Raw genomic sequence first — 24,501 nt, 5'->3', positions numbered from 1 at the left:
CGTCCTCGCCGGACCCGATCCCCGTGGTCCCGCTCTCGCCGGGCGGGGTCGCCCCGGCGGTGTCGTCCGGTGCGCTCGCGCCGTCGTCCGGCCGCGTCCCGGCGCGGGACCGGCGTCCGGTCGTGCCGGACTGCTCGGTCGTCACGCCGCCGCGCCCAACTGCCCGCGCAGGAACGCGATGTCGGTGGCCTGGCCCTCGACGCCACCGGGGGTCTCCACGATCACCGGTGCGCCGGCCGCGCGGATCACCGCCACCAGCAGCTCCGGGTCGATGGTGCCTCCGGTGAGGTTGTCGTGCCGGTCCTGGCCGGAGTTGAACGCGCCCTTGGAGTTGTTCGCGTGGATCAGGTCGATCCGGCCGGTGATCGCCTTCACCCGGTCGACCAGGCCCAGCAGTTCCTCACCGCCCGCGTACGCGTGGCAGGTGTCCAGGCAGAAGCCGACCTCGTAGTCGCCGAGCGCGTCCCAGAGCCGGGCCAGGGAGTCGAGGCGCCGGGCGCAGGCGTTGTCACCGCCGGCGGTGTTCTCGATCAGCACCGGCAGCGGGAACCCGCCGGAATCCGCCGCGTACGCGAAGGTCTTGCGCCAGTTGTCGAAGCCGACGGCGACGTCGTGGCCGGCGTTGACGTGGCCGCCGTGCACGATCAGCCCGCTGGCCCCGACGTCGGCCGCCGCGGTGGCGTGGGCGAGCAGGAGCTTGCGGCTGGGGATGCGGATGCGGTTGTTGAGCGTGGCTACGTTGATCACGTACGGCGCGTGCACGTAGATGTCGACGTCGGCGGAGCGCAGACGCTCGGCGTCCTCGCGCGGCTTCGGGGCCTTCCAGCCCTGCGGGTCGGCCAGGAAGAACTGGACCGCCTCGGCCTGCCGGGCGGTCGCCTCGGCCAGCGGGTCGGTCGGATCGACGTGGGCTCCGATTCGCATGCTGGGCAGCCTACGTCGCGCCTGCGACGGTCGGCGCGCTCGCGCGAGGCGTCCGGCGGGTCGGACGCGTCACCACCGGGCCCGGCGGTCGTTGTCCGAGATGGGATCGATGGTCGACGCTCCGCCCGCACGTGGTCCACAGCACGTACGGGCGAGGGTGGACCCCCGGCAACGGGACGCCCCGCCGTGCGGCCCGGCGCGACGGGGCGGGATCCGCTCGTCATTCCGGTACGGGAGACCAGCAGTAGGACCAATTCTTCCATTTGCCCCAAGTGGTGACGAGAGCCATTGTATGGTCAGACCAGGTGACAACACGATAAAGCTCCGCGGGGCGTCTTCGATCCAACCTCATCGGTGTGGTCGTTCCTCCCCAGGTCCCACCCAAGGAATGCGGACGGGACGCCCCGCGGTCCCGTGGACAGGGGTCCACCTCTCATCCGGAGGTGGACCCCTGTCACGCATCCGGCGCACCGGAGCCACCGGCGCGGCCATGATCGTCCGGACCGGCTATTCTGGTGCGGTTGTCCGTGTCCGGCCGGGTTCCCCCGGCACCGGCGCGGGCAGCGACGCACGACCTCCTGCCACGGAAGGACCGTGGCCGCTTAGCCCACAGGAGGTGAGCACGTCTTGCGTCACTACGAAGTCATGGTGATCCTCGACCCCAGCCTCGAGGAGCGCACCGTCGCCCCGTCGCTCGACACGTATCTGAACGTGATCCGGACCGCGGGTGGCTCGGTGGAGAAGACCGACGTGTGGGGCCGCCGGCGCCTCGCGTACGAGATCAACAAGAAGGCCGAGGGCATCTACGCCGTCATCGACCTCCAGGCGACGCCGGAGGCCGTTGGCGAGCTGGACCGTCAGCTCCGACTCAACGAGTCGGTGCTGCGCACCAAGGTCATCCGTCCGGAGATGCGCTGAGCATCTAGACCCGGCACGTCCGGATCAAGCCTCATCCACGCTGTCGTACGGCTCTGGGAGCCTGTACGGCACAACGATGAGTGCGCGAGGAGATGGTCATGGCAGGAGACACCACCATCACGGTCATCGGCAACCTGACCGATGACCCCGAGTTGCGATTCACCCCCTCCGGCGCGGCGGTCGCCAAGTTCCGGGTCGCTTCGACGCCCCGCTTCATGGACAAGGCCTCCGGCGAGTGGAAGGACGGCGAGCCGCTCTTCCTCTCGTGCACGGTCTGGCGCCAGGCCGCCGAGAACGTCGCCGAGTCGCTGCAGCGCGGCGCTCGCGTGATCGTGTCCGGCCGGCTGCGTCAGCGGTCGTACGAGACCCGTGAGGGTGAGAAGCGCACCGTCATCGAGCTGGAGGTCGACGAGATCGGCCCGTCGCTGCGCTACGCCACGGCGAAGGTGCAGAAGATGTCCCGCTCCGGTGGCGGTGGCGGCGGCTTCGGTGGTGGTGGCGGCCAGGGTGGCGGCGGAGGCAACTTCGACGACCCCTGGGCCTCTGCTGCCCCCGCCCCCTCCCGCGCTGGTTCGGGCGGCGGAAACTTCGACGAGGAGCCCCCGTTCTGATGGCGCCGAGCGCCCGCGATCGCAAACCAGGAGCAAGAGCAATGGCGAAGGCTGCGGCACTGCGCAAGCCGAAGAAGAAGGTGAACCCGCTCGACAAGGACGGGATCACCTATATCGATTACAAGGACACCGCGCTGCTGCGCAAGTTCATCTCCGACCGCGGCAAGATCCGCGCTCGGCGGGTGACCGGCGTGACCTCGCAGCAGCAGCGGCAGATCGCCCGTGCGGTCAAGAACGCCCGTGAGATGGCGCTCCTGCCCTACACGGCCACGGCCCGCTGAGAGGAGGCACGGACATGAAGATCATCCTGACTCAGGAGGTGTCCGGTCTCGGCTCTCCGGGCGACATCGTCGAGGTGAAGGACGGCTTCGGCCGTAACTACCTGCTGCCGCAGGGCTTCGCGATCACCTGGACCAAGGGTGCGGAGAAGCAGGTCACGGTCATCAAGCGGGCCCGCTCGGCCCGCGAGATCCGCGACCTCGGCCACGCCACCGAGGTCAAGACCCAGGTCGAGGGCCTGAAGGTCAACCTGAAGGCCCGCGCCGGCGACGGCGGTCGGCTCTTCGGCTCGGTCACGCCGGCTGAGATCGTCGACGCCGTGAAGGCCGCCGGCGGCCCGGCCCTGGACCGCCGCCGGCTGGAGCTGCCTGGTCACATCAAGGCGCTCGGCTCCTACCCGGTCAGCATCCGGCTGCACCCCGAGGTGACCGCCAAGTTCGACCTGAACGTGGTCAAGGGCTGACACCGAAGCACGACGTGAAAGGCCCGCACCGGCAACCGGTGCGGGCCTTTTCGCAACCTGGCCGCTCGACCGAAGCGGCTCAACCGAGCGGCTTGCCCGTCACCGCGCTGATCACCACCGTGGACAGCCCACCACCCACCACCGCGGCCGCCAGCGCCACGGTCGCCGACCGCCACGTCGTCCCGACCTGCCGCAACAGCACCGCCACCACCAGACTGCTCACCATCGCCAACCCGAACCGCGGCGCCGCCGACAACAACGACTCCAACGCGTGCGCACGCGGCGAATCACAGCCGCCACCGGTGATGTCCGTGACACACCCCGCCGGCGGCTGGCCACTCAGGAAGAGCAGACCGACCACCAGCAGCACCGCCGGCATCAGATAGCACGCCGCCGTGTAGACCAGCGGACGCAACGGGCCACCCGGATCCGGATCCAGCAGGTCGTCTTCCAGTCGCCGGCCCCACGAACCGCCGCCGATCGTCTCCACCTGCCGCCGCAACGTCCACGGCGCGGGCTCCACCGGGCGACGACGAGGCGCGGTACGGGGACGCGGCGCCGAATACGCCACGGCAGGCGAGCGCGGTGCCGTCGACGGCGTCTCCATCCACCGCGGATCGTCACCCGAGAGCCGGGTACCCGACCAGAACGCCTCGGCCCGCTCCGGCGACGCCCAGCCCTCCCGTACCGGCGGCGCCGAACGGTCCCACGGATCGGCATTCGCGTACCGGTCGTCGGTGTCCCGCACCGGCTCCAGGAAACCCGTATCGGTGAACCGGTCCCACTCACCCGTGTGCTCCGTACGGTCCCACCGGCTCTCCGCCCGACCCCAGCCGCTCGCGGGCACCGACCGGCCCCAGGCATGCAGCCCTGACGCGTCCCACGGATCCACAGCGGGCGGCTCCACCGGCTCACGCTCGGCCGCCCGGCGACGCTGCCACGGATTCGCCGCCGGCCGCGACCGGGCTGACTCCGGCTCCGCCGCCTTCGCGGACGCCGCCGTCCGTCCCCAGGTGGCCTCCGGCTCCGCGGCCGTCGACGGCGACCAGCCCGTATCCGGCGCCGCCGGCCACTCGGCATCCGACGCCGGCCGGGACCACGCGCCGTCCGGGGCCGCCGACCGCGACCAGGCCGAGTCCGACCCCGCCGGCGGCCAGGAGGAGCCCGACGCCGACCGACGCCGCCGATCCGTCGGCAGTCCGGCCTCCGGCCCGGCCGGCCCTTCGCCCGAACCCGCCGACTCCGGCAGCCCCGACCAGGTCACCTGCGGCCGGCGCGTCGCCGCGCGACGCGGACGACTCCGGGGCGCCGCCCCCGACACCGGCTCGTCGTCCTCGTCCGCCCGCCGGTTGCCCACGTACCCCCGCTCCTGCGGGGCGTCCATCGTCCACTCGGCGGTGTGGTCCGACAGCGGACCCGCACCGATCGCGCGCAGATCCCGCCGGGTGCCCGCCGACGAGGGCTTCTCCACCTCGTCGTCCGGCGCGGCATGCCGCCCGCCGCCGTCCGCGCGACTCACCCCGGATTCCAGCGCCCAGCGAGGAAGGTACGTCTCCACCGGCTCGTCCTGGCCACGCTCGATCGCCCGTCGCCGGCTCGCCGTGCGACGGCCCTCCAGCGCGTACGAGTCGACCCGGCGCCGACCGGCGGGCTCGTCCCAGGAACCGCTCGGCCGTCGCTCGCGCGGGCTGTCCTCCCCGCTTCCCCAGTCCTGGTGTCTCACGGCCGGAGCGTGACCTCTCTCAACCCGAAAGTAAACCCGCTGTCCCAGGTGTCGCCGTTCGCAGCGATAGTACGGGACGAACGACGACAAAGCTCAGCCGGAAATCTTTCGTCCACAGGGTGGGGACAGGAAAACCGCAGGTCAGAGGCGATAGGCCCGGATTTCCCCATCACTTATCCACACCCCGGTGCACACCCTGCGCACAGGAGGGGGCACCGGCGTCCACAGGTTGTCCCGAGGCTCGTCCACCGGCCTTGTTGAGCGGCTGACCTCGGGTTCCGTATCGTTGTCCCCCGACCGCCGGGCGATGACCCCCGATCGACCGGAGGGTCGGCGCGGAGTTGTCACACCCGGGCGATAGAGCTGGACTCGATCCGACGCAGCGAGGGGGGAACCCGTGTCGGTCACCGACGAGACGCGTGCGGAACGGGCCGGGGGACAAGCGCCCGAGCCGCCGCCGCGCGATGCGCCGTTCGAGAAGACACCACCGCAGGACGTCGCCGCCGAGCAGTGCGTACTCGGCGGCATGCTGCTCTCCAAGGACGCCATCGCCGACGTCGTGGAGATCCTGAAGACCAACGACTTCTACCGCCCGGTCCACGCCACCATCTTCGACGCGATCCTGGACATCTACGGACGTGGCGAACCCGCCGACCCGATCACCGTGGCGGCCGCGCTCGCCGACTCCGGCGACCTCGCCCGGATCGGCGGCGCCCCCTACCTGCACACGCTCATCGCGAGCGTGCCCACCGCCGCGAATGCCGCCTACTACGCCCGCATCGTCGGCGAACGGGCAGTGCTCCGCCGACTGGTCGAGGCCGGCACCCGGATCGTGCAGCTCGGCTACGGCACCGGCCCGAGCGGCAGCCGCGACGTCGACGACATCGTCGACCTCGCCCAGCAGGCCGTCTACGAGATCACGGAGAAGCGTGTCAGTGAGGACTTCGCCGTCCTGGCCGACATGCTCCAGCCGACGCTCGACGAGATCGAGGCGGTCGGTGCCCAGGGCGGGATGATGACAGGTGTGCCGACCGGGTTCACCGACCTCGACCGCCTGCTCAACGGCCTGCACGCCGGCCAGCTCATCATCGTGGCCGGCCGGCCTGGTCTCGGTAAGGCGCTTGCACTCGACACCCCGCTGCCCACCCCACAGGGCTGGACCACCATGGGTGAGGTGCGCGCCGGCGAGCAGCTCCTCGCCGCGGACGGCACTCCGACGACGATCACCAACGTCTTCGACGTGATGTACGACCGCCCCTGCTACGAGGTCGAGTTCTCCGACGGAAGCGTCATCGTGGCGGACGCCGAGCACCTGTGGAAGACCACCACCCGGGCCAGCCGACGTCAGCCGGAGGCACGCCGGCGGCACCACTGGGCCGAGCCGGCGTTGGCGAAGGTGCGGGAGGCCGAGACTGCCGCATCCGCCGAACCGCACCGGCTGGTCACTCTCGCGGAGACCCTGGATCAGGTCGGCCCGGAATTCCGCAACGTGCTCCACACGGTGGCGCAGACGATGGGCTCCAACGGCCGGGTCACCACCCGACCGGTGACCCGGGCCGGCAAGACACGCAACTGGACGGCTCCGGGCTACCCGGTGGGCGCGTTGGTCTCCGGCCTCCGTGCACGCGCGGAACGACCGGTGAACGCCGGCAGCCGCGCCGAGCACGACGGGATCGTCACGACGGCGCAGATCGCGGCCACGCTGCGTACCGAGACGGCCGACCGCCGTCTCAACCACGCCGTGCGGAACTGCGCGCCGCTCCGACTTCCGGAACGCGATCTGGCCGTCCCGCCGTACACCCTCGGGGTGTGGCTCGGCGACGGGCACACCGGGGCCAGCCGCTTCACCACCGCGGACGCGGAGATGCTCGACCTCGTGGCCCAGGACGGCTTCCTGGTATGCCCGAGCGGCCCCATGGTCTACAGCGTGCAGCTGCCCACGCCGGCCAGGACGGTGGACCGCACCTGCGTCGACTGCGGCGGCTCCACCCGTGCCCTGCGGGAGAACCCCGGAACCCGCCGCTGCGCCGAGTGTCACGAGCGGAACGGCTCATTCCTGGCCCTGCTCCGCCGAGTCGGGGTGGCCTACGACAAGCACATTCCGCGGGACTACCTACGCGCCTCCGAAACACAGCGCCGGGCGTTGCTCGCCGGTCTCATGGACACCGACGGCACGGTGGCGCCGACCGGGAACCTGCAGTACACGTCCACCTCGCGGCGCCTGATCGACGGCGTTCGGGAACTCGTCGTCAGCCTGGGCTACCGGTGCACCATGACCGAGCGCAAGGTGCGCGGCCGTACCGAGGAATCGTCGATCGCATACACGCTGAACTTCTCCACCCCGGACACGGTCTTCCGGCTGGACCGGAAGCGCACCGCTCATGCGGCCCGACGCCGGACGTCCTCGGACGTCCGCTCCCACTCGCGGTTCATCGTGGATGTTCGTCCGGTGCCGAGCGTGCCGGTGCGTTGTGTGACGGTTGACAATCCCGACCATCTGTATCTGGCGGGCCGCTCGATGATCCCGACGCACAACAGCACGGCGAGTATGGACTTCGCCCGAAATGCGGCGATTCGCGCCAACCAGGCGGCGGCGATCTTCTCGCTGGAAATGAGCAAGGTCGAGATCGTCATGCGACTCCTCTCGGCCGAGGCGCGCGTGCCGCTGCATGTCCTGCGCAGCGGGCAGCTCTCCGACGACGACTGGACCAAGCTGGCGCGCTGCATGGGCGAGATCAGCGAGGCGCCGCTCTTCGTCGACGACACGCCGAGCATGAACCTGATGGAGATCCGGGCGAAGGCGCGGCGGCTCAAGCAGAAGCACGACCTGAAGCTGATCGTCGTCGACTATCTCCAGCTGATGACCTCGCCGAAGCGCACCGAGAGCCGGCAGCAGGAGGTCGCGGACCTGTCCCGTGGCCTGAAGCTGCTGGCGAAGGAGGTCGAGTGCCCGGTGATCGCGGTGAGTCAGCTGAACCGTGGGCCCGAGCAGCGTACCGACAAGCGGCCGCAGCTTTCCGATCTGCGCGAATCCGGCTGCCTGACGGCCGACACCAGGCTCGTTCGAGCCGACGACAACTCGGAGATCACTCTCGGGGCGCTTCTTGCCGGGAACCTGAGGGAGATCCCCGTCTGGGCACTCGATGAGGGTCTCCGCTACACCCCCCGAACGCTCACGCACGCCTTCCCCAGCGGAACGCGCGAGGTCTTCCGGATGACCCTTGCGTCCGGCAAGCAGGTAGAAGCGACTGCCAACCATCCTTTTCTCACGTTCGGCGGGTGGCTGCCACTGCGAGAACTCACGGTTGGCACTCGGCTTGCGGCGCCTCGGCACATTCCGCCGCCGTTGAACATCCAGCCGTGGGCCGAGGCGGAGGTGGTGATGCTGGCACACCTCCTCGGGGACGGTTCGTTCGTCCGTCGGCAGCCGATCCGCTACGCGAGTTGCGACGAGGCCAGCCTGGCGGCAGTGACGAAGGCGGCCACGCACTTCGGGATCACGGCTGTGCGAGACGACTACCCGGCTGCCCGAGTGACCACGCTCCGGCTACCGGCACCATTCCGGCTCGCCCGCGGTCGGCGGAACCCGATTGCCGAGTGGCTGGACGGTTTGGGCCTGTTCGGGCTGCGGTCCCACGAGAAGTTCGTGCCCCCAGCGGTGTTCGGTCTGCCTAAGGAGCAGATCACCCTCTTCCTGCGGCACCTCTGGGCCACCGACGGGTCAGTGACCGTCAACAAGTCCGGTCGAGGAGGGCGAATCTACTTCTCCTCCACCTCGCGCCGGATGCTGGAGGACATCTCACGCCTGCTGCTGCGCTACGGAATCTCTGCTCGGTTGCGACAGGTTCCGGTCACTAAACACCGGCCGCAGTACACCCTGGACATCTCGGGTCGTGACGACCAGCTCCGCTTCCTTCGGGAGATCGGTGTGCACGGCGAGCGCGCCAACGGGTGCGTGGCGCTGCTGGTGATTCTCGAATCCGTCGTCAGCAATCCGAACGTGGACACGGTGCCCAAGGAGGTGTGGTCACGGGTTCGCGAGGTCCTGGCGGAGCGCGAGACGAGTCACCGAGAGTTCGCGGCTGCCGTCGGCACCCAGTTCTCCGGCAGTGCGATGGGGAAGCGTGCGCCCAGCCGGTCACGTCTCGTCAAGGTCGCCGCAGTCCTGGATTCCGTGGATCTTGACCTGCACGCGACGAACGATGTGTTCTGGGACGAGATCGTCTCGATCGAATCCGTCGGCGAGAAGGACGTCTACGACGCTACGGTGCTCGGCACGCACAACTTCATCGCCAACGGCATCGCCGCGCACAACTCGATCGAGCAGGACGCAGACGTTGTCATTCTTCTGCACCGCGACGACTACTACGACAAGGAGTCGCCGCGAGCGGGCGAGGCGGACTTCATCATCGCCAAGCACCGGAATGGCCCGACTGACACGGTGACGGTGGCGGCCCAGCTGCACCTGTCGCGCTTCGTGGACATGGCGATCGTCTGAGCGGCGTCAGCCGAGCAGCGGGAACCAGCCCGCCGCCTCGCCCAGCTCCAGCCGGTCCCGGTCGGTGAGCGGCACCCGCCCCGCCGCCTTCAGCAGGAATTCGTGGTCGTCCCAGCCGGCCGGCCGTACCGCGTCGTCGCTGAGCAGACCATCCATCGCGGTCGCCGCGACCCGCGTCGGGTCTGCCGCCGGTCGCGGCGCGTCCGGCAGGTCCACCACCAGGTCCAGGTGATGGATGACCGCCTCGGTGGTCAGGGTGGCGAGCAGATGGGGTACGCGCAGCACGTGCCCCTGCGTGGTCACGTACCCGTCGGGGTCTGCCGTGGCTGCCGCGCGGACGGCGGCGGGCGCGGTGTCGGCCCAGAGGCGGACCACGCCCGTGGGCCGGTCGAAGGCGACGGCGGACCGGCGGGCCCACCAGGCGTGCCTGATGCCCGTGTCGTCATCGCCGGGCGTGAAGGCACGCCAGTAGCTGACGTCGTCCACGTCGGCCGGTCCGGGTGCGGGGCTGGCCAGGGCGACGAGTGCGCGCTGGGCGTCGCAGAGCACGTGGAAGAGCAGGTCGGCGACGAGCCAGCCGCGGCATCGGGTGGGCCGTTGCAGGCCGGCGTCGTCGAGCGGGCTGACCACTGCGGTGATGCCGTCGTACGCCTGGGCCAGCGCCTCGTGCTGCCGGATCGGGCTCATGCCGTGCAGCCTGCCACGCTGTGGCGGGTGCGGCACGCCGACGAGCGCGCCGGGTCGGTGCGGCGCACCGACCCGGCGTGCGTGTGGTCGGCGGTCAGTCGAACAGTTCGCCGAGGAAGCCGTGCTTCTTCTTGCGCCGGTAGTGGCCGTGGTAGCCGTAGTGCTGCTGCTGGCTGTGGCCGTACGCGGGCTGCGCGTAGCCGTGGCCGGGCGGCGGCGGCGGCGGCGGGGGCGGGGGGACGGCGCCGTAGCCGGGCTGGTGCGGCGCGGCGGCGGGCGGGGGTGGCGGGGGCGGCGGGTAGCCGGCACCGGTCGGCGCGGGCTGCTGCGGGGCGCCGCCGTGCTGCCGGTTCCAGTTGGCCTCGGCATCGAACAGCTTCTCCAACTCGCCACGGTCGAGGAAGATGCCGCGGCATTCGCCGCACTGGTCGATGACTACTCCGCTGCGCTCGTACTGGCGCATTTCTCCGCGGCACTTGGGACAGGTCATCTGCATGACAACGAAGGTACCGGGTGTTCTCACGCGGGGGCGGTCAGCGCCTGCGTGACCTCGTCGTCGGAGACCTCGTGAAAGTCCTCGTAGTACGCGCCGACGGCGGCGAAGTCGTGCGGGAGCCGGCTGCTCACGACCGTGTCGGCGTCGGTGGCGAGCATGTCGTACGCCTGCTCGGAGCCGACCGGGACGGCGACGAGGACGCGGGCGGCTCCGAGGTGGCGGGCGACCTGGACGGCGGCGCGTGCGGTGGCGCCGGTGGCGAGTCCGTCGTCGACGACGACGGCGGTGCGTCCGGTGAGGTCGAGCGGTGGCCGGCCGCCGCGGTAGCGCTGCTCGCGGTGTTCCAGTTCGGCCTGTTCGCGGCGGCGGACCTGGGCCCTGTCGTTCTCGCTGATCCGGCCGGCGACCATCTCGTTGAGGACCTGCACGCCGCCGGGGCCGAGTGCGCCGTACGCGACCTCGGGCGCCCAGGGCACGCCGAGCTTGCGGACGACGAGCACGTCGAGTGGTGCGCCGAGCCGGTCGGCGACCACCCGGGCGACGGGTACGCCGCCGCGGACCAGGCCGAGCACGATGACGTCGGGTCGGCCGGCGAGGTCGGTGAGGCGTTCGGCGAGTTCCCGTCCCGCCTCGGCCCGGTCGCGGTAGGTGGTCATCCCTCAGGTGTACGCCTTCCGGCCGGATCGCGCGGGGCGGTTGCCGGGAATGCGGCCGGGTCGTCCGGTCGGGTGAGCGCCAGCGCGGGGGCGAGGACGAGCAGGGCGGCCGGGTAGAGCAGGTACCCGAAGCGGGTGGAGGGCATCAGCAGGATCGCGGCGAGCAGCCCGTACCCGCAGATGAGCGCCGTGGCGGCGGCGGTGCGGGGCGGGCGGCGCAGCAGCCGGGCGGCGATGGCGAGTCCGGCGGCGACGAGCAGCGCGGCGGCGACGGCGCGTCCGGCGGGGAGGGCCTCGGCGATGAGGTGTCCGGGGAACGGCGACTGGGCGGGGCTGGTGACGAGGCCGTGGCCGAGGGGGAAGCGCAGCACGTTCTCGACGAGGGCGTCGCGGTCGACCAGCAGCACCGGGAGCAGGGCGAGGAGGGGGAGGCCGAGGGCTCCGAGGGCGGTGCGGGGCGCGGCCCGGCGCGTGGCGGCCCAGCAGATCAGGACGACGGCGACCGGCCAGGCGAGGAGTTTCAGCGCGCCGGCGGCGCCGACCGCGAGGCCGACCCGGCCGGGTCGGCCGGCGGCGGCGAGCGCGAGGGCGAGCAGGCAGAGCGCGAGTACGGGGAGGTCGTCGCCGCCGGTGGCGAGGGTGAGCGCGCAGACGGGCAGGACGGTGGCGGCCTGGACGGCGCGTAGGACTGCGGCGTCGCGGCGGGGTGCGGCGGGGCCGCCGTGTGCGCGCAGCGTGGCGACGAGGGCGACGAGGGTGAGTGCGGTGACCACTGCGAACCAGACGCGGGAGTCGGTCCACCAGGCGTCCACGGCGGCTCTGGGCAGTCCGAACAGTGCCATGCCGGGCTGGTAGGGGGTGTAGCCGAGGAGTTGCTCGCCGGGGGGCAGGGCGGCGATGGCGTCGGGTCCGAGGTAGGGGGTGCCCTGCTCGGCGAGGCGGGCGCCGGCGTGTTCGACGACGATCACCTCCTCCTGGGCGCGGTCGGTGCGTCCGGCAGCGCGTTCGACGCTCTGGGTGACGACGGGCAGCAGCGCGGTGGCGGCCCAGGTGAGGCCGGTGATCGTCCACCGTGCGGGCAGGCCGGCCAGGGGGGTGCCGGGGTGGCGGCGGTAGGCGAGCAGTTGGGTGGCGGCGGCGAGCGTGGCGAGCGCGTACCCGATGGTGGCGACGGCGCCCCAGGCGCGGTGCGGAGGGAGCGTGGAGGTGGCGGCGGTGATCGCGGCGAAGGCCGTGGCGGCGGCGTAGAGGCCCAGGTCGAGGGCGAGGCCGCCGGCTGCGGCGTCGAGCGCCGACCAGCGGCGGGAGAGGGCGGTCGGTCGGTCGGCGAGGGCGGTCACGCGGGCCAGTCTGGCAGACCGGTGGTGTGCCCCGGCCGGGTCAGGGTTGCCGGGCGTCGCCGGTGGCGGCGGGGGGTGAGGGGCGGGTGCGGCCGGTGCGGCGGCCGGGGAGGCGGATCACGGCGCCAGCGTCGTGCAGTGCCGGTGCGAGCGCGCCGGTCCGGCCGCCGTGGCCGCGTTGGAGGGTGGCGAGCAGCGCGGCGGCGGGCAGTGGCCGGGCGAACAGGTGGCCCTGCCCGGCGGCGCAGCCGAGTTCCCAGAGCGCGCGACGTTGCGGTTCGCTCTCCACGCCCTCGGCGACGACTGTGAGGTCGAGGCTGCGGCCGAGGTCGAGGGTCGAGCGGATGACGGCGGCGGCTTCGGGGGCGGTCTCCATCGCGCCGACGAAGCTGCGGTCGATCTTCAATTCGTGTACGGGGATGCGGGAGAGCAGGGAGAGCGACGAGTATCCGGTGCCGAAGTCGTCGAGTGCCAGCCGGACGCCGGAGTCACGTAGCCGGCTGAGTACGCGGTCGACCACGTCGAGCTGGCTGAGCGTGAGTGTCTCGGTGAGTTCCAGTACGAGCCGGTCCGGCGGGAGGTCGTGGGCTCGTAGCCGGGCCAGCACCGCGCCGGGGAAGCGGGCGTCGAGGAGGCTGCGCGGGGACACGTTCACCGAGACGGGCAGGTCGAAGCCAGCGTCGCGCCAGGAGCCGGCGGCGATGAGCGCCTGGTCGAGGATGGCCTCGGCGAACGCGGGGAGCAGCCCGGAGCGTTCCACCGCTTCGAGGAAGCGCAGCGGGTCGATGAGCCCGTGGGTGGGGTGGTGCCAGCGGGCCAGGGCTTCGGCGCCGATCACCTGGCCGCTGCCGAGGTCGACGATGGGCTGGAAGTTGACGGTGAACTCGTGGTCGGCCACGGCGCGGGGCAGTTCGCCGCCGAGGGTGAGCCGGCTCAGGTCGGCGGTGTCGCGGGCGGGCGCGTAGGTGGCGACCCGTTGGCCGGCTCGTTTGGCCTGGTACATCGCCACGTCGGCGCGGCGTAGCAGTTCCGCCATGCCGCCGGTGGCGGGGGCGACGGCGATGCCGCCGCTGGCCTCGACGCTGATCCGCATGCCGTCGAGGTCGAGCGGGTCGTGCAGCGCCGCGAGCAGGGCCTCGGCGCGGTGGGCGGCGACGGCCGGGGCGGGCAGGCCGCGCAGCAGTACGGCGAACTCGTCGCCGCCGAGCCGGGCGACCAGGTCGTCGGGGCGGGCCGCGTCGCGCAGCCGTTCGGCGACCTGGATGAGCACCCGGTCGCCGGTGCCGTGGCCGAGGGTGTCGTTCACTTCCTTGAAGTGGTTGAGGTCGATCAGCACCAGGGCGGTGACGCCGTCGGCGTGCCGGGTGGTGAGCTGGGCGCCGCCCTCGTCGAGCAGGTGCCGGCGGTTGGACAGGCCGGTGAGGGCGTCGTGGGTGGCGGCGTAGGCGTGGTCCTCGGCGATGCGGGCGAGTTCGGCGTACGCCTGGGCGTTGCGGACCGCGGTGCAGAGGGCGGAGGCGAAGGTGCGCAGCGTGTACTCCTCCCGTTCGGAGAATTCCACCGGCCCGGCGAACCGTAGCCGCAGCACGCCGACGTCGACGGTCCGGTCGTGGCCTTCGAGGCGGTTGGTCAGCACCGAACCTTCGATCGAGCTCGGTTCACCGGCCGGGCCGCGGTAGGTGATCGCTCCGCCGACGCCGCGTACCACCAGCGCTTCCTCACGCAGTTCGATTTCCACCTCGTCGGCGGAGAACAGCTCGGTCGCCTGTGTGACGGCCGTCGTGAGTACCCGATTCAGATCGACTACATTCAATGCGTCGGTCGTCCGGGCCAGCCGTTGCCAGGCTTCCCGTTCGGCGCGATTGCGAAGCCGGCTGGAGTAGGCGAGATGCAGGCTCAGCACGAGAGGGGGTACGACGATCAGGAAGGTCGGGTCGATCCGGAGGATGAGCAGCGTGCACACGATCACCGAGAAGCGGGCGAGCACGCTCGCCAGCCGGAGGTCCCACTGCTCCCGGAAGCGCTTGCGGATCGGCGTCCCGGTCGCGAAGGCCAGGACCGGGAAGGTGAGCAGCTCGTCGAGGGCGACGACTGTCACGTAGGCCAGCACCAGGGCGGGCAGTGAGCGGCTGATTGGGCCGGACCAGGGCCAGGACCAGCCGGCGGCGATGAGGACCAGGCCTCCGGCCGCCGCCAGCGTCATCTCCTTGGCGATACCGAAGACCAGCTTGATCGGGGGGAGGCGACCGATGAGGCGGGTGACGGCGACACCGACGCCGGTGGCGATGACGACCCATGGCACGGGTGCGACGGCGAGCCCGATCACGGTTGCCGCGTCCGTCCAGGAAACGCCGTGGGTGGTGGCGCGAATGCGGATTCGCACATTCACCGTCGCGGCCGCGGCGACCAGAAAGGCGATCGTCGCCGCGCGGGTGACGTCCTTCTGGGTGACCAGGTCGCCGGCGGCGATCAGGTGGATGCTCGCCAGCGTGGCCAGGCCGGCCAGAAACACGACGAGACCGACAAGCAGCAAGAGCCGCCGATCGGTCCCATTGTCGCGTGCGTGGGCGCGAGTCACGTGGTCTGCCTCCACCGCGCTCGTTCGTAGCGGTGCGTGTGTCCGTACTCTACGGCCCGCTCAGGCGCCCTCGGAAGTTCGCTTCACAGCCAGTCGTTGCCGCGCATGGCCTCGCCCCTTCGTTCGACCCCCGGAACCGGCGCTGCCGGCCCATCCAACGTCGAACATGTTATGGCTTTTAGGCCCTGATACATCCCATTAGATGTCCATATGCGCATATTGCGCCAATGCACCTGGTTCTTGTTACGCTCGGTCTTTGGTTGGAGACTGAACGCGTATTCAGTGCATCCTTTCAAGTGGGATTATCAAGCTCCTCCGCACCGGGTGTCTGTAGCCGTTCGGTTTCCCCTTACGTAACATCCGCCACGACAACTCACTGAAAAAGCCTCGTCGCTCTCCGGCACCGGAACGTCGGCGGAGTATTGAGTGCTATCTTCCATAAGTCTGCATTTCGCACGGTCCACCCGGGTGCGGATAATTTTGATTCAGCGCGTTCGGCGCGCGCGGAGGAACAGTTGGTGGATATCCGGCTGCTGGATAGGGTCGGGCCGTGCCCGAAACCACGCAGCTCACCCACGTCGACCCGGCCGGTGCGGCCCGGATGGTCGACGTCTCCGCCAAGCCGGTCTCGGGCCGGCTCGCGGTCGCCGCCGGCCGCCTCCGCACCACGGCCGAGGTGGTGGAGCTACTGCGCCGAGACGGCCTGCCCAAGGGCGACGCGCTCGCCGTCGGCCGCCTCGCCGGCATCATGGGGGCCAAGCGCACACCCGACCTGATCCCGCTCTGCCACCCGATCGCGCTGCACGGCGTCACAGTCGACCTCGACCTCACCGCCGACACGGTGGAGATCACCGCCACCGCGAGGACCGCCGACCGTACGGGCGTCGAGATGGAGGCGCTGACCGCGGTGGCGGTCGCCGGCCTCGCCCTGGTCGACATGGTCAAGGCGGTCGACCCGGCCGCCTCGGTGGACGCCGTCCGGGTGCTCCGCAAGGAGGGCGGCAAGACCGGCGAGTGGGCCCGGCCGGAGGACCGGCCGTGATCCGGGCCCGGGTGATCGTCGCGTCCAACCGGGCCGCCGCCGGAGTCTACGAGGACACCAGCGGCCCGCTGCTCGTGACCGGGCTGCGCGAGCTGGGGTGCGAGGTCGACGCCCCGGTGGTGGTGCCGGACGGCGAACCGGTCGGCGACGCCCTGCGCGCGGCCCGCGCCGACGGCGTCGACGTGGTGCTGACCAGCGGTGGCACCGGCGTCACCCCGACCGACCGCACGCCCGAGGTGACCCGCGAGCTGCTCGACTACGAGATCCCCGGCATCGCCGAGGCGATCCGCGCGCACAGCCGCGACACCGTGCCGACGGCCGCGCTGTCCCGAGGGCTGGCCGGGGTGACCGGCCGGACGCTCGTGGTCAACCTGCCCGGTTCGCGCGGCGGCGCCCGCGACGGCCTGGCGGTGCTCGGGCCGATCCTGCGCCACGCCGTGGACCAGCTTCGCGGCGGCGACCACTGAACCCGCGCGGCACGTGTCCCGGCGCTAGGCTCGCCGGATGAGCACGGAAACCGAAGCCGCCGCGGCCGAGGCGGGCACGCCACCCCCCGCCGGGTGGGATGAGGCCCGCTCCCGGGTGTACGCGGTGGGGCTGTCCGCCGCGCTCCCCGCCGTCGCCCGCCCGCTGGCGGAGGCCGACGGGCACACGCTGGCCGAGCCGTTGAGCACGCGCACCGATCTGCCGGCGTTCCCGACCTCCAGTGTGGACGGCTGGGCGGTGCGGGGTCCCGGGCCGTGGCGGGTGGTCGGGCGGGTGCTCGCCGGGCACACCCCGCCGCCGCTGGAGGCGGACGGCAGCACCGTGGAGATCGCCACCGGCGCGATGGTGCCCGAGGGCACGACGGCGATCCTGCGGATCGAGGAGTCGACACGTACGGCGGACGGCCTGGTGACCGGCACGCCCCGCCCGGCGCCGGAGTGGCGGGAGCCGGGCGAGGAGGCGTGCCTCGGGGAGGAACTGTTGCCCGCCGGCACGCCGGTGGACCCGGCGGTGATCGGCCTGGCCGCCTCCTGCGGGCACGACACGCTGCGGGTCCGCCGCCCGCCCCGGGCCGCGCTGCTGGTCTTCGGCGACGAACTGCTCACCTCGGGTCCGCCCGGCGCCGGGCGGGTCCGGGACGCGCTCGGTCCGTCGGTGCCGGCCTGGCTGCGCCGCTACGGCTGCCAGGTGCGCGCGGCCGACGTGGTCGGCCCGGTCGCCGACACGCTGCCCGCGCACGTCGCTGCGGTGCGGGGCGCGCTCGCCAACGCCGACGTAATCTGCACCACCGGCGGCACCATGCACGGCCCGGTCGACCACCTGCACCCGACGCTGGAGGCGCTCGGCGCCGACTACGTGGTGAACACGGTGGCGGTGCGCCCCGGCTTCCCGATGCTGCTCGCCCGGCTGGTGGACGGCGACGGGCGGGTCCGGTTCGTGGCCGGCCTGCCCGGCAACCCGCAGTCGGCCGTGGTGGCGCTCGTGTCGCTCGTCGCGCCGCTGCTCGCCGGTCTCACCGGCCGGCCGATGCCGGTGCTGCCGCAGGTGACGCTCGCCGAGCCGGTTGCCGGACGCGGCGCCTACACCCATCTGGCGCTGGCCCGCTGGGACCGGGTCGCCGGGACCGCGTACCCGGTGCGGCACGTGGGCTCGGCGATGCTGCGCGGGCTGGCCGGCGCCGACGGCTTCGCGGTGATCCGGCCCGGCACCAGCGGCGCGGCCGGCGACCGGGTGCCGCTCGTGCCGCTGCCGCTGACCCCGGGGGAGCGATTCGGGTGAGCGTGACGAACGAGCCGACGGGAGACGTCGTGACGGTGGGAGCAGGCGTGGTCCTCGGCACGGTCACGGACCGGCCGCTCGACCTGGCCGCGCACGAGGCGGCGGTCACCGACCGCCGGGCCGGGGCGGTGGTGTCCTTCCAGGGCGTGGTCCGCGACCACGACCACGGGCGGGTGGTCACCCGGCTGGAGTACGAGGGCCACCCCACCGCCGAGGCGGTGCTGCGCGAGGTGGCGGCCGAGATCGCAGCCGACCCGCAGGTGTACGCGGTGGCGGTGTCGCACCGGATCGGCCCGCTGGAGATCGGGGACGTGGCGCTGGTGGCCGCGGTCAGCACGGCGCACCGGGCGGCCGCGTTCGTCGCCTGCGCCCGGCTGGTCGACGAGGTGAAGGCGCGGCTCCCGATCTGGAAGCGCCAGGTTTTCGACGACGGCACCGAGGAGTGGGTGAACTGCCCCTGAGGGCTCAGCGGCGGGCGGCGAGGGCGGCGGTGCGGCCCAACCGGTCGTGGTAGAACGCCGGCTCGGCACCGGGGCGCCACGGCAGCGCCGTGACGAGCACGATCAGCGCGATGGCCAGGGAGTTCTCCATGAGCGCGCCGAACAGGCCGTCCTGGTAGTGGGACACCTCGGGGAGTTGGTGCTCGTACGGCCAGATCGGTGAGATCAGGAACAGCAGGTAGAGCCCGAGCGCGCCGGCGCCGTGGCGGAGTCCGGTCAGCGTCGGGTACCAGATCGGCGGGCGCAGCGCCGGCACGCCGTTGGCCGAGGGGCCGCCGGTGCCGCGCAACGGCAGGCCGCGACTGGCTTCGCGGCGGCGTACCGCGGCGTCGGCCAGCACGATGATCGCCGGGATGACCCAGATCAGGTGATGCGACCAGGAGATCGGGCTGATCACGTTGGCGGTGAGCCCGACGAGCGTGAACGCGGTCAGCTCGTCGCCGTCGGCGCGGGCGCTCATCGCCCGGGACAGGCCCAGCGCCAGGACCAGCACCGAGAACGCCAGCCAGAGCAGGCCGGGCGTCTCGATCGAGTCGTAGAGCCGCGCCAGCAGTCCGGCGAGGGACTGGTTGGCGGTCATGTCCGCCGCGCCGACCCGCTCGGTCTGCCAGAGAACCCCGGTGAAGTACGCGCGGGACTCCTCACCGAGCACGCCGAACGTCGCGATGGTCACGCCGATCGTGGTGCCGACCGCGGTGAGCGCGGCCCGCCACTGCCGGGTGAGCATCAGGTACACCACGAACAGCGCCGGGGTGAGCTTGACCGCGGTGGCGAGCCCGATGCCCACACCGGCCCAGGCGCCGCTGTAGACGAACCGGGCCAGCGGAGAGTCGGCTGTCTCATGGTGGGTGCCCCGCTTGGCCCGCCAGCGCAGGCCCACCATGTCCGCCATGATCAGCGCAAACAGCAGCAGATTGATCTGCCCGTAGCCGAGCGTCTCCCGGGACGGCTCGATGGCGACGGCGAGCGGGGTGGCGATGCCGACGCTGAACCAGAGCGGCCAGCCGAGCCGGTCCACGATGGGACGGAGCAGTGCCGCGAGGACGACAGCGAGCGCGCCGATGCTGGCCATCCCGTTGACGAAACCGGCGCCGTTGACCGGGAGCCAGGACATCGGCAGCATGACCAGCGCGGCGAACGGCGGGTAGGTGAAGCCCAGCGTGGTCGAGGGCGCGACGAAGTCGTACAGCCCGTCGCCACCGGCCCACCACAGCACCGCGCCGTGGTAGATCTTCATGTCGAAGAAGTTGTAGGGCCGTCCGAAGGCGCCGATGGCGAGCCACGCCGCGTACGACACGGCGGCGACCACGCCGAGACGCACCACGATCCGGCGGTCGACGCGGGAGGCCGGGGCGAGGCGGTTGGTCCGTCTACCGACTGTCGTCGGCATGGCGTGGCCACCCCCGTACCAAGGTCGTCGTACCCGTTCAGGTCCAGAACGGAGCCTAGAACGGCGCCTCACGTTGCTGCCTCCCGCGTTACACGACCGTGTCCGATCCCACACGTGTTTGCGACATTTCCACCGCGTTAACGGGTGTCGGACGGTTCAGGTGATTGGTGGCCTTGGCGGGGGGTGGTGGGCCGTACGAAACGCCTGGTCAGCCGGGCATCCGGCGGGCGGTCGCCGCGGAGCGCACGGCGATCTTCGCCTCGCGGCGCGCGGTGCGGACCGCACGCTTCACCGACCGGCGCGAGTGGTCGATCCGGTGGCCCGCGCGCCAGCGCAGCCCCGGCTTGCCCTCGGTGTCGGCGGCGGCGAGGAGGAGGCCACCGAGCAGGCCGAGGTTCTTCAGGAAGTGGACCTGGTTGCTGGTGCGCGTGGCCGGGTCGTCGTTGGTCCAGAAGGGGTGACCGGCGGCGGTGGTCGGGATCAGCGTGCCCGCGAGCACCAGCGCGGCCGGCCGGGTGAACCGGCCGGTGGCGAGCATCAGGCCGCCGGCCAGCTGGGCGGCGGCGTTGGCGCGGATGAGCGAGACCGTGTCGGTGGGGATGCGGGGGTGGACGTTCCGGATCAGCGGGGCGACCTTCCCGGTGACCGGTTCCGCGGCCTGCACCACGCGTTCCGGGTTGCGCAGGTTGCGGGCGCCGCTGACCACGAAGATGCCGCTCAACATGACTCGGGCGAGGGAACGCACGGGCTTCATGGCTCAGTCTTACCCCGTCGGCGGCGTCGTCATCCCCGCAACACACGAAAGGTATGGGCCGACGTGGACGTCCGAACGGTATCGATTTCAGCGACAGTCGCGGATGGACCCGTCGCGTTCGGTAAGGTCGCGCGGGTGACGACGCTGCGACTGCGCCCGGAGGGCCCGGCCGACGAGGCGCCGGTGGCCCGGGTGCTGGCCGCCGCCTTCGCCCGGCCCGACGTGGCCGCCCCACCGGAGGTGGGCCTGGTCGAGGAGTTGCGACACAGCCCGGCGTGGATCCCGGAGCTGGCCATGGTCGCCGAGTACGGCGGCGAGGTGGTGGCGTACGCGCTGCTCACGCGCGTCGGCGTACGCACCGGACGCGGCACCTGGCCGGCGCTGGCACTGGGCCCGGTGGCGGTGGCCCGGCACCGGCAGCGGCTGGGGCACGGGACGGCCGCGGTTCAGGCGGCGCTGGATGCCGCGACCGAGCTGGGGGAAAGGCTGGTGGTGGTGCTCGGCGATCCGGCCTACTACCGGCGGTTCGGGTTCGGCCCGGCGGCCCGGCTCGGCCTCACCAGTCCCTGGTCCGGGCTGGGGGAGCCGTGGCAGGCGCTGGTGCTGCCGCCGTCGGCGAGCGACGAGCCACCGCCGCCGGCCGGCGAGGTGGTCTTCCCGGCGCCGTGGTCGCGGGTCTGAGTCGACGCGGCCGGGCCGACGCGATCCGAGCCGACGCGATCCGGACCGTCAGGCGGGCTGGGTGCGCAGGTAGCGGCCGAAGTGCGGCACCGTGAACGCCACGGTTCCCCGCTCACCGGAGTAGATCAGCCCCTTCTTGATCAGCGCGTCCCGTGCCGGGGAGAGACTGGCCGGCTTGCGGCCGAGCGCGCGCGCGATCTCGGCGGTCGGCACCGCCGCGTCCATGTCGTCCCGGCCGCCCTCCTCGCCGTCCACCAGCGCCAGCGTGGCCATCGCGCGCATGTACTCGCGTTCGGCGGGAGTGGCCCGCTCGAAGCGGGAGCCGAAGAACCCCACCGCCAGCTCGGCCTCCGCCTCCGGCGCGGCGACCCGGACGTCCGCCGCGGTGATCGGTGAGCGGGGCGCGTGGTCCCAGGTGGCCTTGCCGTACGCCTGGACGAAGTAGGGATAGCCGCCGGACTTCTCGTAGAGCAGATCGAGGGCCTTCTGCTCGTACTCGACCTCCTCCCGCTCGGCCGGCGCGCAGAGCGCCTGGTCGGCGGCGATCCGGTCGAGCCGGTCGATGCGCTGGTAGCGGTAGAGCCGCTCGGAGTAGGACTTGGCGGCGCTGAGCACGGCCGGCAGGTGCGGCAGGCCCGCGCCCACGACGATCAGCGGCGCGCCGAGCTGGGACAGCTCGTGGCAGGCGGCGCAGAGCGCGGAGACGTCCTCGGCGCCGACGTCCTGCATCTCGTCGATGAAGATCGCGATGCCGGTGCCGACGTCGGTGGCGACCGCCGCCGCGTCGCTCAGCAGCTCGACCAGGTCGATCTCGATGTCGCCGGAGTCGGCGCGTCCGCTGCTGGCGGGTACGTCGATGCCGGGCTGCCAGCGGTCGCGCAGCTTGGGCGCCGCACCGCCCCGGCCGGTCGGCCCGGAGCGTTGCGCGAACGCCTTGAGGACGCCGAGGAACGCGTCGATCCGGTCCGGGGCACGGTGCCGGGGCGCCAGCTCACGGACCGCCATGTGCAGCGCGGCGGCGATTGGCCGGCGTAACGACTGGTCCGGCCGGGCCTCGATCTTGCCGGTGCCCCAGAGGTGGTTTATCGCCTCGGAGCGCAGCGTGTTGAGCAGGACCGTCTTGCCCACTCCACGAAGGCCGGTGAGCATCAGGCTGCGTTCCGGGCGACCGCGGGCGACCCGTTCCAGCACCACGTCGAAGACGTCCAGTTCCCGCCCCCGCCCGGCGAGTTCGGGCGGGCGCTGGCCGGCGCCCGGGGCGTACGGGTTGCGGACCGGATCCACGAATCGCACAGTATCGGGTTCTCTAGCGACCAGGCTAGATGCGCGTAGAGGCGGCTACCGCGTGTCGGCGTCGAGATAAAACTAGGGCTGTCTAGCGTGGATGCTAGACAGCCCTAGTTTTGGTTACCGACCCGCGTGGAGCGTCAGCGGCGCTTCAGGCAGAGCACGAAGTCGAGCGCGTCCAGCTCGCTGTCGAAGAAGTACCAGTCGGTGTAACCGGCCACCTTCCCGCACTTCGCCTCCGCGTCCTTCTTGCCGCTCGTCGCGCCGTCGATGCGGCGCAGCACCTCGTACGTCTTCGGGCCGCAGTCGGCGATCACCAGCTTGGGCTGACCGCCGCCACCCTCGTTGGCGACGCACTGGCCCGCCTTGACGAAACGCGGATCGGTCGAGGAGGCCGGAGACGCCGTCGTGGGCGTCGTGTCGGCCGGTTCGCTCGGCGCCGCCCCGGTCGGATCCGCGGCCGGCGCGGTGGCGGCGGTCGTGCCGCCGGTCGGGCTCTGCTCGTCCCGGCCCAGCATCCAGTACGCCCCGGCGCCGCCCAGCAGCAGCACGGCCAGCACGATCACGACCACCAGCAACGGGCCCTTTCCGCGCTTGGGCGGCGTCGGCTCGGCGTAGGGCGGCCGGCCGGCGTCGTACTGCGGCCCGGCGTAGGGGCCGGCCGGGTGGCCCTGCTGCGGCGGTCCGGGGGACCAGGCCGGACCCGGCTCGTAGCGCTGCGTCGACGGGCCGTACTGATCGGCCGGCGGGCCGTACCGGTCGGCGGGCCCGTACTGCTGGGTGGGCGTTCCGTACTGGTCGGGCGGGCCGTACTGATCGGCGGGCGGGCCGTACGGCCGCGCGTCCGGCGGGCCGTACCGCGGATCGGGCTGGGCGGCGTAACGCGGGTCGCCCTGCGGGGGGTAACGCGGGTCGGGCTGCGGGGCGTAGCCGTCGTCGCGCCGTCCCCACGGCTCGGTAGAGCCACCGCCCGGTGGACCGAAGTTCGACATGAACGCCTCCTGCGTACGCCAGTGCTGAGGGGCCGGCCACCAACTGGCGACGCCGACGCCGTGGCCACCGTAGCGTGGTCCCACGATGAGCTCACGCCCCACGAGTGCGACGAACCTCGTCGATTCCGCGGCGCCACCGGCCGGACCGCACTGATCTGGGCAGTCCTCGTGCTGGTCTGTCCGCTGCAGGACTCGCCCACGCGCAGCCCGCGCCGGTCCCCGCGACCAGCCGTCGACGGGACGGCCGGGAAGCCCGCCGGGCGGTAGCGTCCCGCCCCGTGTCGGCGGTGCTGGTGACAGGGGTCGCGCTGCTCGGTGCGGCGACCGGATGGGCTGCCGTCCCGGTCGGCCGGTCGATCTGCACGGATCGGATCGCCGGGAGACACACGCCGAGCCGGGAGGCGTTCGCACTGGTCGGCGGCGTGGTCTTCGGCGGGCTCGCCGCCGCCCGGGGCGCCGATCCGGCGCTGCCCGCGCTGCTGCTCGTCGCCGTCGCAGGGCTGGTCCTCGCGGTCACCGATCTGACCGCGCTGCGACTGCCGGACCCGCTCGTCGGCGTGGTCGCGCTCGTGGGTGGCCTCGGCCCGGCCGCTGTCACGGCGGTCACCGGCGAACCGCGCCGCCTGGCCGTCGCGGTGGCCGGGGCCGCGCTCTCCTTCACCGGGTACGCGCTGCTGACGCTCCTGCCCCGCGCCCGGCTCGGCTTCGGCGACGTGAAGCTCGCCGCGGCGCTCGGGCTGCCGCTGGGCTGGCTCGGCTGGCCGGCCCTGCGCCTCGGGCTGCTCCTGCCGCACGTGCTCGCCGGAGTCGCGGTGCTCGTCCTGCTCGCCACCGGCCGGGTACGCCGGGACACGCCGGTGCCGTTCGGCCCGGCGCTGCTCGGCGGCGCGTGGCTCGCCGCCGTCCTGACCTGACGCG

Annotated in this window: 22 protein-coding genes; 11 read left to right on the top strand and 11 right to left on the bottom strand. The window is 72.3% G+C overall.

Going from position 1 to position 24,501, the window contains the following annotated elements; genetic code table 11:
- Positions 1-141: 141 nt before the first annotated feature.
- The gene (locus tag ACFYO8_RS12840) at positions 142-924 is read right to left on the bottom strand and encodes a deoxyribonuclease IV (RefSeq protein WP_354866519.1); all 783 of its coding nucleotides are present in this window, start codon (positions 922-924) and stop codon (positions 142-144) included.
- Positions 925-1,551: 627 nt separating this feature from the next.
- Between ACFYO8_RS12840 and rpsF the strand changes: the two genes are divergently transcribed.
- The 4 genes from rpsF (at position 1,552) to rplI (ending at position 3,195) form a co-directional block, all read left to right on the top strand.
- Positions 1,552-1,842 (top strand): 30S ribosomal protein S6, encoded by a 291-nt coding sequence (gene rpsF, locus ACFYO8_RS12835; RefSeq protein WP_013289357.1) that lies wholly within the window; start codon positions 1,552-1,554, stop codon positions 1,840-1,842.
- Between the two features lie 80 nt (positions 1,843-1,922).
- Positions 1,923-2,453, top strand: a complete 531-nt coding sequence (locus tag ACFYO8_RS12830) for a single-stranded DNA-binding protein (RefSeq protein ID WP_175438580.1) — start codon at positions 1,923-1,925, stop codon at positions 2,451-2,453.
- 41 nt (positions 2,454-2,494) lie between these two features.
- Entirely contained in the window at positions 2,495-2,734 is a 240-nt protein-coding gene (gene rpsR / locus ACFYO8_RS12825; protein WP_007073789.1) for a 30S ribosomal protein S18, read from the top strand.
- Between the two features lie 14 nt (positions 2,735-2,748).
- The gene (rplI, locus tag ACFYO8_RS12820; RefSeq protein ID WP_354866521.1) at positions 2,749-3,195 is read left to right on the top strand and encodes a 50S ribosomal protein L9; all 447 of its coding nucleotides are present in this window, start codon (positions 2,749-2,751) and stop codon (positions 3,193-3,195) included.
- Between the two features lie 79 nt (positions 3,196-3,274).
- On the opposite strand, the gene ACFYO8_RS12815 is transcribed toward rplI, so the two are convergent.
- On the bottom strand, positions 3,275-4,918 hold the full coding sequence (locus tag ACFYO8_RS12815) for a hypothetical protein (RefSeq protein WP_354866523.1): 1,644 nt from the start codon (positions 4,916-4,918) through the stop codon (positions 3,275-3,277).
- 397 nt (positions 4,919-5,315) lie between these two features.
- Here ACFYO8_RS12815 and ACFYO8_RS12810 point away from each other — a divergent pair, with 397 nt between their 5' ends.
- The gene (locus ACFYO8_RS12810) at positions 5,316-9,416 is read left to right on the top strand and encodes a replicative DNA helicase (RefSeq protein ID WP_354866525.1); all 4,101 of its coding nucleotides are present in this window, start codon (positions 5,316-5,318) and stop codon (positions 9,414-9,416) included.
- A gap of 6 nt (positions 9,417-9,422) precedes the next feature.
- Here the strand turns inward: ACFYO8_RS12810 and ACFYO8_RS12805 are convergent, their stop codons facing one another.
- From ACFYO8_RS12805 to ACFYO8_RS12785, 5 genes are all read right to left on the bottom strand, one after another.
- A complete protein-coding gene (locus ACFYO8_RS12805; protein ID WP_354866527.1) occupies positions 9,423-10,103 on the bottom strand; it encodes a maleylpyruvate isomerase N-terminal domain-containing protein in 681 nt (226 codons plus the stop codon).
- A 94-nt stretch (positions 10,104-10,197) separates the two neighbouring features.
- Complete coding sequence (locus tag ACFYO8_RS12800; RefSeq protein ID WP_387257218.1) at positions 10,198-10,599, bottom strand: zf-TFIIB domain-containing protein; 402 nt, start codon at positions 10,597-10,599, stop codon at positions 10,198-10,200.
- Positions 10,600-10,622: 23 nt separating this feature from the next.
- Positions 10,623-11,255: a phosphoribosyltransferase gene (locus ACFYO8_RS12795; RefSeq protein ID WP_354866531.1), complete on the bottom strand. Its 633-nt coding sequence runs from the start codon at positions 11,253-11,255 to the stop codon at positions 10,623-10,625.
- Positions 11,252-12,595 (bottom strand): glycosyltransferase 87 family protein, encoded by a 1,344-nt coding sequence (locus ACFYO8_RS12790; protein ID WP_354866533.1) that lies wholly within the window; start codon positions 12,593-12,595, stop codon positions 11,252-11,254. The genes ACFYO8_RS12795 and ACFYO8_RS12790 overlap by 4 nt, the downstream gene beginning before the upstream one ends.
- Before the next feature lie 40 nt (positions 12,596-12,635).
- Positions 12,636-15,173: a bifunctional diguanylate cyclase/phosphodiesterase gene (locus ACFYO8_RS12785; protein WP_354866535.1), complete on the bottom strand. Its 2,538-nt coding sequence runs from the start codon at positions 15,171-15,173 to the stop codon at positions 12,636-12,638.
- 550 nt (positions 15,174-15,723) lie between these two features.
- On the opposite strand from ACFYO8_RS12785, the gene moaC reads away from it, so the two are divergent.
- Genes moaC through ACFYO8_RS12765 form a run of 4 tightly spaced genes read left to right on the top strand, consistent with a single transcriptional unit; the run spans position 15,724 to position 18,440 of the window.
- Positions 15,724-16,215, top strand: coding sequence for a cyclic pyranopterin monophosphate synthase MoaC (gene moaC, locus ACFYO8_RS12780; RefSeq protein WP_354866537.1), 492 nt, complete (start codon positions 15,724-15,726; stop codon positions 16,213-16,215).
- Positions 16,212-16,682 carry a MogA/MoaB family molybdenum cofactor biosynthesis protein gene (locus tag ACFYO8_RS12775; protein ID WP_354866539.1) on the top strand — a complete coding sequence of 157 codons (471 nt, stop codon included), beginning with the start codon at positions 16,212-16,214 and terminating at the stop codon, positions 16,680-16,682. Before moaC ends, ACFYO8_RS12775 begins: the two co-directional genes overlap by 4 nt.
- 37 nt (positions 16,683-16,719) lie before the next feature.
- Positions 16,720-17,979 carry a molybdopterin molybdotransferase MoeA gene (locus tag ACFYO8_RS12770; RefSeq protein WP_354866541.1) on the top strand — a complete coding sequence of 420 codons (1,260 nt, stop codon included), beginning with the start codon at positions 16,720-16,722 and terminating at the stop codon, positions 17,977-17,979.
- Positions 17,980-18,014: 35 nt separating this feature from the next.
- The gene (locus ACFYO8_RS12765) at positions 18,015-18,440 is read left to right on the top strand and encodes a molybdenum cofactor biosynthesis protein MoaE (RefSeq protein ID WP_354866780.1); all 426 of its coding nucleotides are present in this window, start codon (positions 18,015-18,017) and stop codon (positions 18,438-18,440) included.
- 4 nt (positions 18,441-18,444) lie between these two features.
- Here the strand turns inward: ACFYO8_RS12765 and ACFYO8_RS12760 are convergent, their stop codons facing one another.
- Positions 18,445-19,869 (bottom strand): glycosyltransferase 87 family protein, encoded by a 1,425-nt coding sequence (locus ACFYO8_RS12760; protein ID WP_354866543.1) that lies wholly within the window; start codon positions 19,867-19,869, stop codon positions 18,445-18,447.
- Between the two features lie 208 nt (positions 19,870-20,077).
- The gene (locus ACFYO8_RS12755) at positions 20,078-20,623 is read right to left on the bottom strand and encodes a DoxX family protein (RefSeq protein ID WP_354866545.1); all 546 of its coding nucleotides are present in this window, start codon (positions 20,621-20,623) and stop codon (positions 20,078-20,080) included.
- Between the two features lie 135 nt (positions 20,624-20,758).
- Between ACFYO8_RS12755 and ACFYO8_RS12750 the strand changes: the two genes are divergently transcribed.
- A complete protein-coding gene (locus ACFYO8_RS12750; RefSeq protein WP_354866547.1) occupies positions 20,759-21,304 on the top strand; it encodes an N-acetyltransferase in 546 nt (181 codons plus the stop codon).
- A 48-nt stretch (positions 21,305-21,352) separates the two neighbouring features.
- Here the strand turns inward: ACFYO8_RS12750 and ACFYO8_RS12745 are convergent, their stop codons facing one another.
- Complete coding sequence (locus ACFYO8_RS12745; protein WP_354866549.1) at positions 21,353-22,588, bottom strand: ATP-binding protein; 1,236 nt, start codon at positions 22,586-22,588, stop codon at positions 21,353-21,355.
- A gap of 143 nt (positions 22,589-22,731) precedes the next feature.
- Positions 22,732-23,169 carry a hypothetical protein gene (locus ACFYO8_RS12740; protein ID WP_387188684.1) on the bottom strand — a complete coding sequence of 146 codons (438 nt, stop codon included), beginning with the start codon at positions 23,167-23,169 and terminating at the stop codon, positions 22,732-22,734.
- A 692-nt stretch (positions 23,170-23,861) separates the two neighbouring features.
- On the opposite strand from ACFYO8_RS12740, the gene ACFYO8_RS12735 reads away from it, so the two are divergent.
- Positions 23,862-24,497, top strand: coding sequence for an A24 family peptidase (locus tag ACFYO8_RS12735; RefSeq protein ID WP_355094874.1), 636 nt, complete (start codon positions 23,862-23,864; stop codon positions 24,495-24,497).
- The last annotated feature ends 4 nt before the right edge of the window (positions 24,498-24,501 follow it).

Source organism: Micromonospora sp. NPDC005257, assembly GCF_042872445.1.
Lineage (GTDB): Bacteria > Actinomycetota > Actinomycetes > Mycobacteriales > Micromonosporaceae > Micromonospora.
Note: the sequence above shows the minus strand (reverse complement) of the source record. Positions and strands in the feature narration are given on the sequence as shown.

Excerpts from the sequence above, each read along its gene's own strand:
- ACFYO8_RS12800 (WP_387257218.1), bottom strand. The coding sequence starts at position 10,599 with ATGCAGATGACCTGTCCCAAGTGCCGCGGAGAAATGCGCCAGTACGAG.
- ACFYO8_RS12805 (WP_354866527.1), bottom strand. The coding sequence starts at position 10,103 with ATGAGCCCGATCCGGCAGCACGAGGCGCTGGCCCAGGCGTACGACGGC.
- ACFYO8_RS12755 (WP_354866545.1), bottom strand. The coding sequence starts at position 20,623 with ATGAAGCCCGTGCGTTCCCTCGCCCGAGTCATGTTGAGCGGCATCTTC.
- rpsR (WP_007073789.1), top strand. The coding sequence starts at position 2,495 with ATGGCGAAGGCTGCGGCACTGCGCAAGCCGAAGAAGAAGGTGAACCCG.
- ACFYO8_RS12840 (WP_354866519.1), bottom strand. The coding sequence starts at position 924 with ATGCGAATCGGAGCCCACGTCGATCCGACCGACCCGCTGGCCGAGGCG.
- rplI (WP_354866521.1), top strand. The coding sequence starts at position 2,749 with ATGAAGATCATCCTGACTCAGGAGGTGTCCGGTCTCGGCTCTCCGGGC.
- ACFYO8_RS12760 (WP_354866543.1), bottom strand. The coding sequence starts at position 19,869 with ATGCCGACGACAGTCGGTAGACGGACCAACCGCCTCGCCCCGGCCTCC.
- ACFYO8_RS12770 (WP_354866541.1), top strand. The coding sequence starts at position 16,720 with ATGAGCACGGAAACCGAAGCCGCCGCGGCCGAGGCGGGCACGCCACCC.
- ACFYO8_RS12795 (WP_354866531.1), bottom strand. The coding sequence starts at position 11,255 with ATGACCACCTACCGCGACCGGGCCGAGGCGGGACGGGAACTCGCCGAA.